The sequence below is a fragment of the Agrococcus sp. GCM10030265 genome, from assembly GCF_042666675.1.
In the GTDB taxonomy this organism is placed as follows: Bacteria; Actinomycetota; Actinomycetes; order Actinomycetales; family Microbacteriaceae; genus Agrococcus.
The window spans coordinates 502,291-516,023 of the sequence record NZ_JBHTCZ010000004.1 but is presented as its reverse complement, the minus strand read 5'-3'; the positions used below and the strand labels follow the sequence as shown (position 1 = coordinate 516,023).

Annotated in this window: 14 protein-coding genes; all 14 read right to left on the bottom strand. The window is 72.5% G+C overall.

Features of this window, described 5'->3' with window-relative positions; genetic code table 11:
* Nucleotides 1-148: 148 nt before the first annotated feature.
* Nucleotides 149-595 carry a hypothetical protein gene (locus ACFQPP_RS14175; RefSeq protein ID WP_376917292.1) on the bottom strand — a complete coding sequence of 149 codons (447 nt, stop codon included), beginning with the start codon at nucleotides 593-595 and terminating at the stop codon, nucleotides 149-151.
* 57 nt (nucleotides 596-652) lie between these two features.
* Nucleotides 653-1,159: a regulatory protein RecX gene (locus ACFQPP_RS14170; RefSeq protein ID WP_376917291.1), complete on the bottom strand. Its 507-nt coding sequence runs from the start codon at nucleotides 1,157-1,159 to the stop codon at nucleotides 653-655.
* Between the two features lie 2 nt (nucleotides 1,160-1,161).
* Entirely contained in the window at nucleotides 1,162-2,217 is a 1,056-nt protein-coding gene (gene recA, locus ACFQPP_RS14165) for a recombinase RecA (protein ID WP_376917290.1), read from the bottom strand.
* Nucleotides 2,218-2,464: 247 nt separating this feature from the next.
* Nucleotides 2,465-2,686 (bottom strand): DUF3046 domain-containing protein, encoded by a 222-nt coding sequence (locus tag ACFQPP_RS14160; RefSeq protein WP_376917289.1) that lies wholly within the window; start codon nucleotides 2,684-2,686, stop codon nucleotides 2,465-2,467.
* 69 nt (nucleotides 2,687-2,755) lie between these two features.
* Nucleotides 2,756-3,085, bottom strand: coding sequence for a helix-turn-helix domain-containing protein (locus ACFQPP_RS14155; RefSeq protein ID WP_376917288.1), 330 nt, complete (start codon nucleotides 3,083-3,085; stop codon nucleotides 2,756-2,758).
* Between the two features lie 107 nt (nucleotides 3,086-3,192).
* Nucleotides 3,193-3,705 (bottom strand): CinA family protein, encoded by a 513-nt coding sequence (locus ACFQPP_RS14150; protein ID WP_376917287.1) that lies wholly within the window; start codon nucleotides 3,703-3,705, stop codon nucleotides 3,193-3,195.
* On the bottom strand, nucleotides 3,702-4,310 hold the full coding sequence (gene pgsA / locus ACFQPP_RS14145) for a CDP-diacylglycerol--glycerol-3-phosphate 3-phosphatidyltransferase (protein ID WP_376917286.1): 609 nt from the start codon (nucleotides 4,308-4,310) through the stop codon (nucleotides 3,702-3,704). The genes ACFQPP_RS14150 and pgsA overlap by 4 nt, the downstream gene beginning before the upstream one ends.
* Before the next feature lie 33 nt (nucleotides 4,311-4,343).
* The gene (locus ACFQPP_RS14140) at nucleotides 4,344-7,073 is read right to left on the bottom strand and encodes a DNA translocase FtsK (protein WP_376917285.1); all 2,730 of its coding nucleotides are present in this window, start codon (nucleotides 7,071-7,073) and stop codon (nucleotides 4,344-4,346) included.
* Between the two features lie 96 nt (nucleotides 7,074-7,169).
* Nucleotides 7,170-8,378, bottom strand: coding sequence for an ABC transporter permease (locus ACFQPP_RS14135; RefSeq protein ID WP_376917284.1), 1,209 nt, complete (start codon nucleotides 8,376-8,378; stop codon nucleotides 7,170-7,172).
* Nucleotides 8,375-9,079: an ABC transporter ATP-binding protein gene (locus tag ACFQPP_RS14130; protein WP_376917283.1), complete on the bottom strand. Its 705-nt coding sequence runs from the start codon at nucleotides 9,077-9,079 to the stop codon at nucleotides 8,375-8,377. The genes ACFQPP_RS14135 and ACFQPP_RS14130 overlap by 4 nt, the downstream gene beginning before the upstream one ends.
* Nucleotides 9,076-10,320 (bottom strand): hypothetical protein, encoded by a 1,245-nt coding sequence (locus ACFQPP_RS14125; protein ID WP_376917282.1) that lies wholly within the window; start codon nucleotides 10,318-10,320, stop codon nucleotides 9,076-9,078. Before ACFQPP_RS14125 ends, ACFQPP_RS14130 begins: the two co-directional genes overlap by 4 nt.
* A 119-nt stretch (nucleotides 10,321-10,439) precedes the next feature.
* Complete coding sequence (locus ACFQPP_RS14120; protein ID WP_376917281.1) at nucleotides 10,440-12,113, bottom strand: ribonuclease J; 1,674 nt, start codon at nucleotides 12,111-12,113, stop codon at nucleotides 10,440-10,442.
* Between the two features lie 16 nt (nucleotides 12,114-12,129).
* Nucleotides 12,130-13,101 carry a 4-hydroxy-tetrahydrodipicolinate synthase gene (gene dapA, locus ACFQPP_RS14115; protein WP_376917280.1) on the bottom strand — a complete coding sequence of 324 codons (972 nt, stop codon included), beginning with the start codon at nucleotides 13,099-13,101 and terminating at the stop codon, nucleotides 12,130-12,132.
* A gap of 99 nt (nucleotides 13,102-13,200) precedes the next feature.
* Complete coding sequence (locus ACFQPP_RS14110; protein WP_376917279.1) at nucleotides 13,201-13,731, bottom strand: dihydrofolate reductase; 531 nt, start codon at nucleotides 13,729-13,731, stop codon at nucleotides 13,201-13,203.
* Nucleotides 13,732-13,733: the final 2 nt, after the last annotated feature.

The following is a 13,733-nucleotide window of genomic DNA, read 5'->3' as shown; positions in this document are numbered from 1 at the left end:
TCGAGCGTACGCCCGACCGGACGGCTCAGCCTGGAAGCGGAGTGGATGGCCGCTGGACTCGCCGCAGGCTGACGACGCGCAGGTGACATGCGAACGCGCCACGAGAGGGCGGCCGTCAGCCGCCGTCCCGTGGCGCGTCAGCCCTGGATCAGGAGTCCTGCGTGATGGAGAGCGTCTGCCCGACCGCGGGGCCGCCCGTGCCCGGCAGGCTCATGCTGCCGGTCGCTGCGGGACCCGTGAACACGAGGTCGCCGTCGGTCGTGGTGATCGTCATGGTCACCTCGGAGCCCGACACGGCCCAGGTGTCCTCGGGCACGTCGAAGCCGCCCTGCTCGTTCCACTCGGTGAAGTCGATCGTGCCGTCGGCGTTGAGCGTGAACGACATCGAGTTGAACCCGTCCGAACCGCTCCAGCTCGTGCCGGAGAGCTCGACGCCCGCCTGCTCGCCGCCGCCACCGCTGCCACCATCGGAGGTGGGCGCCGTCGTCGTGCCGGGATTCGTGGTGGGTGCCCCGGGCAGCTGGAAGCAGCCGGTCATGGTCAGCAGCGCGGCAGCCGCGATGGCGGGGACCGCAAGGAGGCGCGAGGTCTTCATGGGGCAACCATAGACCCGGGATCCCGCGCGTCCGGTGGACGCGCGCTGAATCCGGGCTCAGCCCTCGTCGGAGCCGTCGAGCCGAGCCTTCGCCGCCTCGATGGCACGGCGACAGATGCCCGAGGCGAAGCCGCGGCGCGCCAGCATGCCGGCCACGCGACGCTCGGCGCCCTCGTCGATCGGCGCGCGCCGCAGACGCTGCTCGGCGAGGCCGACCGCGCGCTCGAGCTCGTCGTCGTCGGACGGCGCAGGCGTGCGGTGCTCGTCGGCGATGCCGCGGCGCGCGAGCTCCTGCTCGACGACGCGTGCGCCCGCCTTGCGGCGGCTGCGCACGCGCTCCGCGACCGACTCGGCGAGGGCGCGATCGTCGATCGCGCCCTCCTCCTCGAGCCGGTCGAGCGCGGCGTCACGATCCTGCGCCTCGACGCCGTGCTCGTCGAGCCGACGCGCGACCTCTGCCCGGCTGAGGGCGCGACGCCCGAGCGCGCGACGGGCGACGTCGAGCGCCTCGGCCGAGGCGAGCTCCTTCGCGGCGCGCACCTCGGCGAGGTCGACGACACGCATCCCTACGCGCCCTTGCGCTCCGCGCGACGCTCGTCGAGCGACTCGACGGGCGCTGCACCGGCTCGGCCGACGCCGAGCTTCGTGAGGATCTTGCCCTCGATCTCGGCAGCGACGTCGGGGTTGGTGCGCAGGAACTCGCGCGCCTTCTCCTTGCCCTGCCCGAGCTGGTCGCCGTCGTACGTGTACCAGGCGCCCGACTTCTTCACGATGCCGTGATCGACGCCGAAGTCGATGAGGCTGCCCTCGCGCGAGATGCCGACGCCGTACAGGATGTCGAACTCGGCCTGCTTGAAGGGCGGCGCCATCTTGTTCTTCACGACCTTGACGCGCGTGCGGTTGCCGACGGCGTCCGTGCCGTCCTTCAGGGTCTCGATGCGACGGATGTCGAGTCGCACCGACGCGTAGAACTTGAGCGCCTTGCCACCGGCGGTGGTCTCGGGGCTGCCGAAGAACACGCCGATCTTCTCGCGCAGCTGGTTGATGAAGATCATCGTCGTCTGCGTCTGGTTCAGGCCACCCGTGAGCTTGCGGAGCGCCTGCGACATGAGGCGGGCCTGGAGGCCGACGTGGCTGTCGCCCATCTCGCCCTCGATCTCGGCACGCGGCACGAGCGCCGCGACGGAGTCGATGACGACGAGGTCGATCGAGCCCGAGCGCACGAGCATGTCGGCGATCTCGAGGGCCTGCTCACCCGTGTCGGGCTGCGACACGAGCAGGGCGTCGATGTCGACGCCGAGCTTCTTGGCGTACTCGGGGTCGAGCGCGTGCTCGGCGTCGATGAACGCCGCGATGCCGCCGTTGCGCTGCGCGTTGGCGATGGCATGGAGCGTCAGCGTCGTCTTGCCGGACGACTCCGGCCCGTAGATCTCGATGATGCGGCCACGCGGGAGCCCGCCGATGCCGAGCGCGACGTCGAGGGCGATCGAGCCCGTCTGGATGACGGCGACCGGCGCGCGCTCGTCGCTGCCGAGCCGCATGACCGTGCCCTTGCCGAACTGCTTGTCGATCTGAGCGAGCGCCGCCTCGAGCGACTTCTCGCGATCTGCTTGCGTAGGCATGCTGGAACCCTTCGTTTCGTGACCACTCGCCCACAGGCAGCCATGACTGGCCGGGCGCGTCCACCACCGGTGACCGGCGGCGTTCCTGACCCGGCTCACGCTAGGCGGGACCACCGACACGGGGTCGATCTCGGCACCGCCTGTGCAGAGCGCCGGGCTGTGGAACGCTGCGCGGCCAGCGTACGCCGGGTTCGAACGCATCTTCGAACGCGCATGCGGCGTGTCGCGGACGCCGCGAGCGTCGGCGTCAGCGCAGCGGCGCTCTGCGGCCGGCGCCGTGGCGCCTGGCCTGCGGCACCTCCTGCGCCTCGCAGAGCGCGAGCCACACCGCGCGCGGCGGCACGCCGTCTGCGAGGGCCTCGGCGCCCGTGCGGCCATCGAGCCCGGGCAGCACCTGATCGGCGAGCAGCACGGCACCCATGCCGCCGAACTCCTCGTCGACCGCTCGCTGCAGCTCGCTCGTGCGCATGGTCCCTCACGATATGCGACGAGGGGCCGCACCTGCGGCCCCTCGTCGGGTCGGTCTGATCGAGCGCGCTCAGCGCGACATGGTCGACAGCTCGCGCACGAGCTCGTCCGGCACGGCGTCCGGGATGCGCTGCAGCGCCGGGTCGAGCGCCGGCACGTCGATGCCCTCGAGCACGGCGAGACGGTCCCCCACCTCTCGCAGGATGCTCGACAGCGACACCTCGAGCGCCTCTGCCACGGCGGCGAGGATCTCGCTCGACGCCTCCTTCTGGCCGCGCTCCACCTCGGAGAGGTAGCCGAGCGCCACCGAAGCGCGCGACGCGACCTGGCGCAGCGTGCGCCCCTGCTGCAGGCGTACGTCGCGCAGCACGTCGCCCAGCTCCTGTCTCAGCAACACCATGGGATCCCCCTTCACCCTCGGCGGGCCACCAGCCTACTGCTGCTGCGCCGCCAAGATCTGACAACGCAAGCGTCACATCTCGTATTCCAGTTCGGACCCCTCGCCACCTATGGATGGCCTGTGGTTGCGGACGGGGCCTCGGCTGCGCGCGCCAGCGTCGCGAGCGCCTCGGCGAGCGCCGCCTGCACCGCCTGCGCACGGATGCTCGCACGATCGCCGTCGAGGTCGAGGCGGACCGACCGCGCGCCGGCGGCCGTCGCGATCCCCACATGCACCTCGCCCACGGCGTGCCCACCCTGCGGGCTCGGCCCCGCCACCCCCGTCGTCGCGACGCCGAGCGTCGCAGGGCCATCGGTCACGGCCAGCGTGCGCACGCCCTCGGCCATGCGCCGTGCGACCTCCGCGTCGACGGGGCCGCGCTCGGCGAGCAGCCGCGAGTCCACCCCCAGCACCGAGGCCTTCATGGCGGTGTCGTAGGCGACGACGCCGAGACGCAGCACGGCGGAGGCACCCGGCACGTCGACGATGGCGCTCGCGAGCGCGCCGCCCGTGAGCGACTCCGCGACGGCGATCGTCGCGCCCGTCTCGCGCGCGACGCGCACGACCTCGGCCGCCGTCATCGGCGGCGCGGCCGCACGTGCCAGAGGTACTCGAGGCCCGACACGATCGTGAGGATCACGGCGATCGTCATCGTCGCGACGTGCAGGACGCCCGCGGCGTCCGCACCGATCCACGCCGACAGCGGCAGGAGCGCGGCCGACAGCGCCACGGCCTGCGCCCACGTCTTCGCCTTGCCGGGCCAGGTCGCCGGGATGACGACGTCGCTCGCGATCGCCAGACGGTGCACCGTGATGCCGATCTCGCGCACGAGCACGAGGATCGTGACCCACCAGGGCAGCTCGCCGAGGATCGACAGCACGACGAGGCCGGCTCCCGTGATCGCCTTGTCGGCGATCGGATCGAAGAGCTTGCCGAAGTCGGTGACGAGGTTGCGGCTGCGGGCGATCCAGCCGTCGACGAAGTCGGTCGCGATGAGGACCATGAAGAGGACGGCGGCCACGACTCGCGTCGCGCCCATCTCGCCGCCGTCGACGAGCACGAGCCAGACGAACACGGGCGTCAGCACGACGCGGACGACCGAGATGACGTTCGGGACGCTCGCGACCGACGCCGGCGTCTCGCCGCGAGCCCACACGCGTCCGCGCCACGGGCTCAGGATGCTCATGCCCTCAGGCTACCCGCGTCGGTCGCGCGCGGATCAGTCCCGACCCGTGAGCCCCCATGCGTCCTCGCCGTCGCCGTCGGCGTCGACGACCTCGAGCCCGCGGTTCGCCTCCGCCTCCGCCTCGGCGACGAGGTCGCGCTGCGGCGCGGGCGCGGAGGGCGCGGGCGCGGAGGCCGCGGGCGGCGTCTCGCCGCGCAACGACGCGAGCACGGCCGCGAGGCCATCCGGCGGCACGAGCACGTCGCGCGCCTTCGACCCCTCGGACGGACCGACGATCTCGCGGCTCTCCATGAGGTCCATGAGCCGGCCGGCCTTCGCGAAGCCCACGCGCAGCTTGCGCTGCAGCATCGACGTCGACCCGAACTGCGTCGTGATGACGAGCTCGGCGGCGGCGCACAGGTCGTCGAGGTCGTCGCCGATGTCGGCGTCGATCTCCTTCTTCGCCGCCACCTCCGCGACGTCCGGCCGGTACTCGGGCTGCGCCTGCCCCGTGACGTGCTGCACGACCCGTGCGATCTCGGCCTCGTCGACCCACGCGCCCTGCACGCGCATGGCCTTCGACGAGCCCATCGGCAGGAAGAGGCCGTCGCCCTGGCCGATGAGCTTGTCGGCGCCCGGCTGGTCGAGGATGACGCGCGAGTCGGTGACCGACGAGACGGCGAACGCGAACCGCGAGGGCACGTTGGCCTTGATGAGACCCGTGACGACGTCGACCGACGGACGCTGCGTCGCGAGCACGAGGTGGATGCCGGCGGCGCGGGCGAGCTGCGTGATGCGCACGATCGAGTCCTCGACGTCGCGCGGCGCGACCATCATGAGGTCGGCGAGCTCGTCGACGACGACGAGCAGGTACGGATACGGCTTCAGGGTGCGCTCGCTGCCGGGAGGCAGCGCGAGCGTGCCCTCGCGCACGGCGGCGTTGAAGTCGTCGATGTGGCGGAAGCCGAACGACGCGAGGTCGTCGTACCGCATGTCCATCTCCTTCACGACCCACTGCAGCGCCTCGGCCGCCTTCTTCGGGTTCGTGATGATGGGCGTGATGAGGTGCGGCACGCCCTGGTACGCCGTGAGCTCGACGCGCTTGGGGTCGACGAGCACCATGCGCACCTCCGACGGCTTCGCGCGCATCAGCAGGCTCGTGATCATCGAGTTCACGAACGACGACTTGCCGGAGCCCGTCGAGCCGGCGACGAGGAGGTGGGGCATCTTCGCGAGGTTCGCGACGACGTAGCCGCCCTCGACGTCCTTGCCGATGCCGATCGTCATCGGGTGCGTCGACTGCGTCGCGCGCTTCGAGCGCAGCACGTCGCCGAGCTTCACCGTCTCGCGGTCGGGGTTCGGGATCTCGACGCCGATCGCGCTCTTGCCGGGGATGGGCGCGAGGATGCGGACCTCGTTCGACGCGACGGCGTAGGCGAGGTTGTTCGACAGCGCCGTGACCCGCTCGACCTTGACGCCCTGGCCGACCTCGATCTCGTAGCGGGTGACGGTGGGGCCGCGGCTGAAGCCCGTCACCCGGGCGTCGACCTTGAAGTTGTCGAGCACGCCGGTGATGGCGGCGACCATGTCGTCGTTCGCCTGCGAGCGGGCCTTGCCCGGCTCCCCCTGGTTGAGCGACTGGATGCTCGGCAGCCGGTAGGGGCGGTCGGTCGGCGGCCCCGCGAGGGGCTGCATGCCCTCGGGCTCGACCGGCTCGGGCTCGAGCGCGGGCGCCTCCCCCGTGATGCGGCGCACGGCCTCCTCGGCGTGCTCGAGGTGGCCGAGCACCTCGGTCTCGTAGGCGTCCTGGTCGGCCCACTGCTCGAGCACGCTCGTCGCGTCGTCGGACGCCGCGATCGGGGCGGGGCCCGTGGCCGTCGCGGCGGGTGCGTCGTCGTGGTCGACGAGCACGGGGGTGTCGTACGCAGGGTCGACCTCGCGACCCGTGGCGTTGCGACGCCAGAACGGCAGCGACTCGTCGCCCTCGCCCTCGTCGGCTCGCTCGGCCCTCGCCGCGTCGCGGTCGGCGCGACGCCGCGCGCGATCCTCCTCGGTCTCGGGATCGAGGCCGAAGAGGTAGCGGTAGAGGTCGCCGACGCGCTGCACGATGCGGTTGGGCGGCGTCGCCGTGAGGACGAGGAGCGCGACGACCACGAGGAGGCCCGCGACGATGCCGGCGCCGACGGGCGTGATGAGCGCCGACAGCGGCGCGCCCAGCACCCATCCGAGGATGCCGCCCGCGGTGGCGACGGCGCCGAGGCCCTGCGAGGCCTCGGGGCGACCGAGCATGACGTGGCACAGCGTCGCGATGGACACGAGCAGCATCGCGAGGCCGACGCCGATGCGGCCGTTGTCGACCACCGAGGCCGGGTGGCGGAACATCCACAGCGCCAGGAGCGCGAGCACGACGGGCAGCGCGAGGGCGACCTGGCCGACGAGGCCGCCGAACGTGACGTCGGAGAGGACCTGGCTCACGGGGCTCGACGGCAGGATCCACTCGACGACGGCGCCCGCGACCGCGAGCAGCGTGAAGAGGAAGGGCACGCCGTCGCGGCGCTCGTCCTTCGCGAGCGACTCGCGGCCGAAGACGCGCGCGGCGCCGCCCGCGAGGTGCGCGAGGCCGATCCAGCCGCGCACGAGCGCGTTCGGCTGCTCCTCGGGGGCGGTCAGCACCTTCGTCTGCGCGCGCGTCGACGTCGAGGTGCGCGAGCCCCTCGCGGAGCCCTCCGACTTCGAGGTCGCGCGCTTCGCGGCAGGCGTGCGCGTCGGCTTCGTGGTGGCCATGCCGACACGGTATCCGCGACCACCGCGCGCACCCGTCAGGCGCACCGTGCCGCCGCCGGACTCGCGGAGCCCCGCACGGCATCCGCGGCCACGGCGTCAGAAGCGGATGGCGTCGATCACCTTCGAGCGCACGGCGACGACCGCCGGGATGACGCCGGCGAGCGCGCCGACGCCCGTCGCGACGACGAGCCCCACGATCGCGGCCGCGACGGGGAAGGGCGGCAGGTCGCCGGGCATACCGAGGTCGACGAGGCCGTCGACGAGCAGGATGCGGTACGCCAGCACGACGAGCATGATGCCGACGACGCCCGCGACGACCGTGCCCACGACCGACTCGAGCATGACGCCGACGAAGACGCGCGACAGGCTCGCGCCGAACGCCCGCCGGATGCCGAGCTCGCGCACGCGATGCCGCACCGTGATGACGGCGATGTTCACGAGGCTCAGCGCCCCGAGCAGCAGCACGACGCCCGAGATGCCCAGCAGGATGGTGCGCAGCAGCTCGGTGGGGTCGCCCATCTGGTCGAAGTACACGGTGTAGTCCTGCTGCGCGCCCGACGCCTCCGCGTCGGGGAACGCGCCCTGCAGGTCGCGCACGACCATGCGCTCGACGTCGGCAGCCGACCCCTCCGGCACCCACACCTCGATCGACGGCTGCGCGTACTGGGCCGCCTCGGGCCCCGCGAGGTCGATGGCGGTGCCAGGCAGGGCGAAGAGCGAGGGATACCCCGAGTGCATGCCGCCCTCGACGACGCCGACGACGACGGCCGTGCGACCGTCGGCCATCGTGATCGTGGGATGCTCGGCCACGCTCGAGGCCCCGAGGAGGTCCATGACGTCGCGGTTGACGACGATCGCGGGCGCGAGGCGCTCATCGTCGGACTCGACGAACCACCGGCCGTCGGCGAGTTCCATGCGGTGCATCGTGAGGTAGTCGGGCCCGACGCCCATGATCTGCGTCTCCGTGCGCACGTTCGCGAGGTCGACCTGCCCGCCGAGGTACAGCACGGGGCTCATGTAGCGGATGTCGTAGCGCTCGGCGATCGCCTCGGCCTCGTCGATGACGGCGTCGGCGCTCGGCTGCGCGCCCGTCGTCGACGTCAGGGAGAACGAGAACGTCGCGGGCCTGCCTGACGACTGCTCGAGCGACAGGACGTTCGCCTGCCGCACGATGTCGCCGAGCGCGACCGACGCCGTGAGCGCCGCGACCGCGACCGCGACCCCCACGAGGCTCAGCAGCACACGGACGCGATGGATGCGCAGCTGCGAGATCGCCTCGGCGAACGTCGCCGCCACGAGGCTCACGCGGCGACCTCGGCGACGTGCTCCGCGGGTGCCAGCACGCCGGCGTCGAGGCGATGCATGCGCTCGGAGCGCGCCGCGACGTTCACGTCGTGCGTGATGGTGACGAGCGCGGCGCGCGAGTCGCGCGCGACGTCCTCGAGCAGATCCATGATCCGCGCACCCGTCTCGAGGTCGAGCGCACCCGTCGGCTCGTCGGCGAGGATGAGGCGCGGCGACCGCACGAGCGCGCGCGCGATCGCGACGCGCTGCTGCTCGCCGCCGGAGAGCGTCGTGACGGGCGCGTCGGCGCGGTGACCGAGCGCGACGCGGTCGAGCATCGCCCGCGCGAGCCGCTCGCGGCGCCAGAAGTGCGCGCTCGAGCCGTACAGCAGCGGCATCTGCACGTTCTCGAGCGCCGAGAGCCCCTCGATGAGGTGGAACTGCTGGAAGACGAACCCCACCGAGAGCGCGCGCACGCGGTCGCGGCGGCGCGCGGACATGAGCAGCACGGGCTCGTCGTCGAAGCGCATCCTGCCCGTCGTGGGCTGGTCGAGGAGCCCGAGGATGTTGAGGAGGGTCGACTTGCCGGAGCCCGAGCGTCCCACGATCGACACGCGGTCGCCCGCGTCGACGACGAGGTCGATGCCGCGGAGGATCTCGAGCGGCGGCCGATCGGGCAGCGCGACGTGGCGGGTGACGGCCTCGAGCGTCAGCAGCGTCACGGCGCCACCTCGCCGCACGCCATCGGGTCGTAGGTCGGCGCGAACGGGTCGAGGCACGGATCGCCGAGCGGCTCGCCGCCGGGCACGAACTGCAGCACCTGGTCGCCGTCGGCGAGCCCGGAGCGGATCTCGATCTGCTGGCCGTCGGTGAGGCCGAGCTCGACCTGCACCTCCTCCTGCATCCCGTCGGCACCCTGGCGCATCACCATGCCGGTGTCGGCGCTGCCGAGCACCGCGGTCGTCGGCAGCACGAGGACGCCCTCGGCGATGCCGCCCGCGATGGTCACGTCGGCGGCGAGCCCCGAGAAGACGCGGACGTCGCCCGGCACCTGGCATCGCATCGTCGCCGTCGAGACGCCCGTGGCGCCTTGGCCATCCGTCCCCTGTGCGCCCGGCGCGGTCGTCGACGGCTGCAGCACCGCGAGACCCGTGCACGCGAAGGGGGCGGGGCCGCCGGGGATCTGCACCTGCGCCTCGGTGGGCTGCGTCGTGAGCCGGTACTGCTCCTGCGCCGTGAGCGGCGCGTCGACGTGGAACGTCGAGGGCTGCACCGCCCCCGTCTGCGTGCCGACCTGCACCTCCTGGTTCGGCAGCACCTCGAAGCCCGTCAGCACCCCGGCCGCGGGCGACGCGATCGTGAAGAGCCGCACGGTCGGCGGCGGGACCGAGCCGTCCTCTGCCGGTCGGGTCGCGGGCGTCTCGACCCGCACGACGTAGAGCTCGGTGCCCGCCTCGACGGCCTGGCCGTCGGTCGCGAGGATGCGCGTGACCGTGCCCGTCTGCGTCGAGCGCACCGAGACGGGCTCGTCGGGCAGCACCTGGCCCTCGAGGGCGAGGTCGTTGCGCACGGTGCCGACGGACGCGGCCACGAGCGGCTCCTGCATCGTCGCCGTCGGCGGCAGCTCGCCGGCAGCCTCGGTCGCGACGTCGGGGAAGAACGCGAGCTTCACGAGCGCGACGGCGATGATCGCGAACACCACGAGGCGCAGCGCGGGCCAGACGACCGTGCGCCACGGGCCGGGGCCGCGCGACTGCCGCTCGGCGCGCCGGGCGGCCGCGCGCTCCGCGGCCTCGAGGCGATGCTGCGCCGCGGCGGCGCGACGCTCGTCGCCTCCTGCCGCGTGCTGCGGACGATCCGGGGCGGGCGTCGCCGGAGCCGTCGTGCGCGCGGGCGGCGTCTGCCCACCGCCGGGCGCCGCAGCACCCTCCGCGCCCTCGATGCGTCCGTCGTCCGTGCCCATGCTCGCCTCGCTCCGGGCGACCTCGTGCGTCGACCCGGAGCGAGGCTATGCGCGACGACTGCGAGCCCGCCTCATCCGCATGGACGAGGTCGGGTCACGCTTCGGTCACGGCCGCGTCGTCACGCCTCGATGACGACCGGCACGATCATGGGGCGGCGGCGGATGCGCGTGCCGACCCAGCGACCCACCGTGCGACGGACCGTCTGCGAGAACTGGTGCGTGTCGCGCACGCCCTGCCCGGCAGCCTCCTCGAGCGCCCGCACGATCTTCGGGCGGATCTCGTCGAAGATCGAGTCGTCCTCGGCGAAGCCGCGCGCATGGATCTCGGGGCCGACGACGCACTTGCCGGTCTGCGCCTCGATCGCGATGAAGATCGAGATGAAGCCCTCCTCGGCGAGGATCCGGCGATCCTTGAGGTCGGCGTCGTCGATGCGACCCACCGACGAGCCGTCGACGTACACGAAGCCGATCTCGAGCTGGCCCGCCACGCGGATGTCGCCCGCCCGCAGATCCCACACGGTGCCGTTCTCGCCCACGAACGCCCGCTCGTGCGCGACGCCCGTCTGCCGCGCGAGCGACGCCGCGGCGTGCAGGTGGCGGAACTCGCCGTGCACGGGGATCACGTTGCGCGGGCCGAGGATGTTGTAGCAGTACAGCAGCTCGCCGGCCGACGCGTGCCCGGAGACGTGCACCTTGGCGTTGCCCTTGTGCACGACGTTCGCGCCGAGCTTCATGAGCCCGTTGATGACGCGGAAGACGGCGTTCTCGTTGCCCGGGATGAGGCTCGAGGCGAGGATGACGGTGTCGCGCTCGCCGACGACGATCTGGTGCTCGCCGTTCGCGATGCGCGACAGCACGGCCATCGGCTCGCCCTGCGATCCCGTCGACATGAAGACGATCTTCGACTCGGGCAGGTCGTGCGCCTTCTTCGCGTCGATGAGGACGCCCTCCGGCACCGTGAGGTAGCCGAGGTCGGCGGCAATGCCCATGTTGCGCACCATCGAGCGACCCATGAACGCGACGCGGCGACCGTGCGCGTGCGCCGCGTCGAGCACCTGCTGCACCCGGTGCACGTGGCTCGAGAACGACGCGACGACGACCTTGCCCTCGGTCTTCGCGATGACCTGCTCGAGGACGGGCCCGATGCCGCGCTCGGGCGCCGTGAAGCCCGGCACGTCGGCGTTGGTCGAGTCGACGAGGAACGCGTCGACGCCCTCCTCGCCGAGCCGTGCGAAGGCGCGCAGGTCGGTGATGCGGTCGTCGAGCGGCAGCTGGTCCATCTTGAAGTCGCCCGTGGCGAGCACGAGGCCCGCCTTGGTGCGGATGGCGACGGCCAGCGCATCCGGGATCGAGTGGTTCACCGCGATGAACTCGAGCCCGAACGGGCCCAGCTGCTCGACGCCGCCCTCGCGCACCGTGTGCGTGTACGGCTTGATGCGATGCTCCTTGAGCTTCGCCTCGACGAGCGCGAGCGTGAGCTGCGAGCCGATGAGCGGGATGTCCTGCCGCAGCTTCAGCAGGTACGGGACGGCGCCGATGTGATCCTCGTGACCGTGCGTCAGCACGACGGCCTCGATGTCGTCCAGGCGATCCCGGATGGGCGCGAAGTCGGGCAGGATCAGGTCGACGCCCGGCTGGTGCTCCTCGGGGAACAGCACGCCGCAGTCGACGACCAGCAGGCGGCCGTCGATCTCGAAGACCGTCATGTTGCGGCCGACCTCGCCGAGGCCGCCGAGCGGGATGATGCGAAGGGTGCCGGGCTCGAGCGGAGCCGGCTGTGCGATGGCCGTCATGGGCCTCCTCGTGGTGTCAGCGCGTCGTGCCGTGGACCTTCGGCAGCGCGCCACCCGCAGCCGCGTTCCGGTCGGGCCGGAAGCGGGAGAGGTCGAGGCCGTCGATGTCGCGCACGAGCGCGATCTCGTCCTCGATGAGCGCTGCCTCGGAGTCCTCGGGACCGACGAGCGGCAGGCGCACGCGCGGGCTGCCGATGCGGCCGAGCGCGTGCAGGATGTACTTGGTCGCGACCGTGCCCGGCACGTGCGTCATGGTCGCCCGCACGAGCGGCTCGAGCGCCTTGTGCTGCGCCTGCGCCGTGTGCAGGTCGCCAGCGTTCACGGCGTCGACGATCGTGCGGTAGGGGCGCGGGGCGATGTTCGCCGTCACGCCGATGAGGCCCACCGCTCCGACGGCGAGGTGCGGGAGCACCATCGCGTCGTCGCCGGAGAAGTAGAGCAGGTCGGTCTGGTTGAGCACGCGGCTCACCTCGGCGAGGTCGCCCTTGGCGTCCTTCACGGCGAGGATGTTCGGGTGCTTCGCGGCGCGCACGATGGTCTCGTACCGGATGGGCACGCCCGTGCGGCCGGGGATGTCGTAGAGGATGACGGGCAGGTCGGTGGCGTCCGCGATCATGCGGAAGTGCGTGAGCAGGCCCGCCTGCGTGGGCTTGTTGTAGTACGGGGTGACGATCATGACGCCGTCGGCGCCTGCGCGCTCGGCCTGCCGGTAGAGATCGATGGCGTGAGCGGTCTCGTTCGAGCCGCCGCCCTGGATGATCTTCGCTCGGCTGCCCGCGACGTCCTTCGCGACCTCCACGAGGCGGATCTTCTCGGGGTCGGTGAGCGTCGACGTCTCCCCCGTCGTGCCCGAGACCACGATGCCGTCGGCCCCGTGCGTCACGACGTCGTCGATGAGGCGCTCGACGCCCGGCCAGTCGACCTCGCCGTCGGCCAGCAACGGCGTCACGAGGGCGACCAGGACCTGGCCGAAGGGGTTGTGGATCACGGCCCCCAGCCTAGCCGGGGCACCCCGGCGTCGTGACCGCCCGCGTCGCGGGCGCCGTGAGCGCCCTGCCGAGCCGCGTCGGCTCGGACGCTTCGCGGGTCAGGCGCCTGCCACCCGCACGAGCGTGCGGTAGCGGTAGCGCAGCCCACCGTCGGAGACGTGCCACCCCGCCTCGGGGTCGAGCACGATCGTCGCCCACTCGTCGCCGAGCGCGGGCGCCGTCGTGTCGCCCTCGAGGTCCGCGTCGATCTCGGTGAGCTCGACGGCGTCGGCCATCGCGAGCGCCTGGCGGTACACCTCGCCGCCGCCGATGACCCACACGGTCTCGGCGCCGTCCTCCTCCGCGACGATGCGCGCGACGTCGAGCGCGGTCTCGAGCGTCGACACGACGGTCGCCCCCGGTGCGTCGTAGTCGGCGTCGCGCGTGACGACGACGTTCGTGCGCCCCCGCAGCGGCCTCGGCGGGGAGCCGAACGACTCCCACGTGCGACGGCCCATGACGACGGGCGAGCCCATCGTGATGCGCTGGAAGCGCCGCATGTCCTCCGGCAGTCGCCACGGCATGTCGCCGCCCGCGCCGATGACGTGGTCGTGGGCCTCCGCCCAGATGAGCCCGATGCGCTGGGTCACGA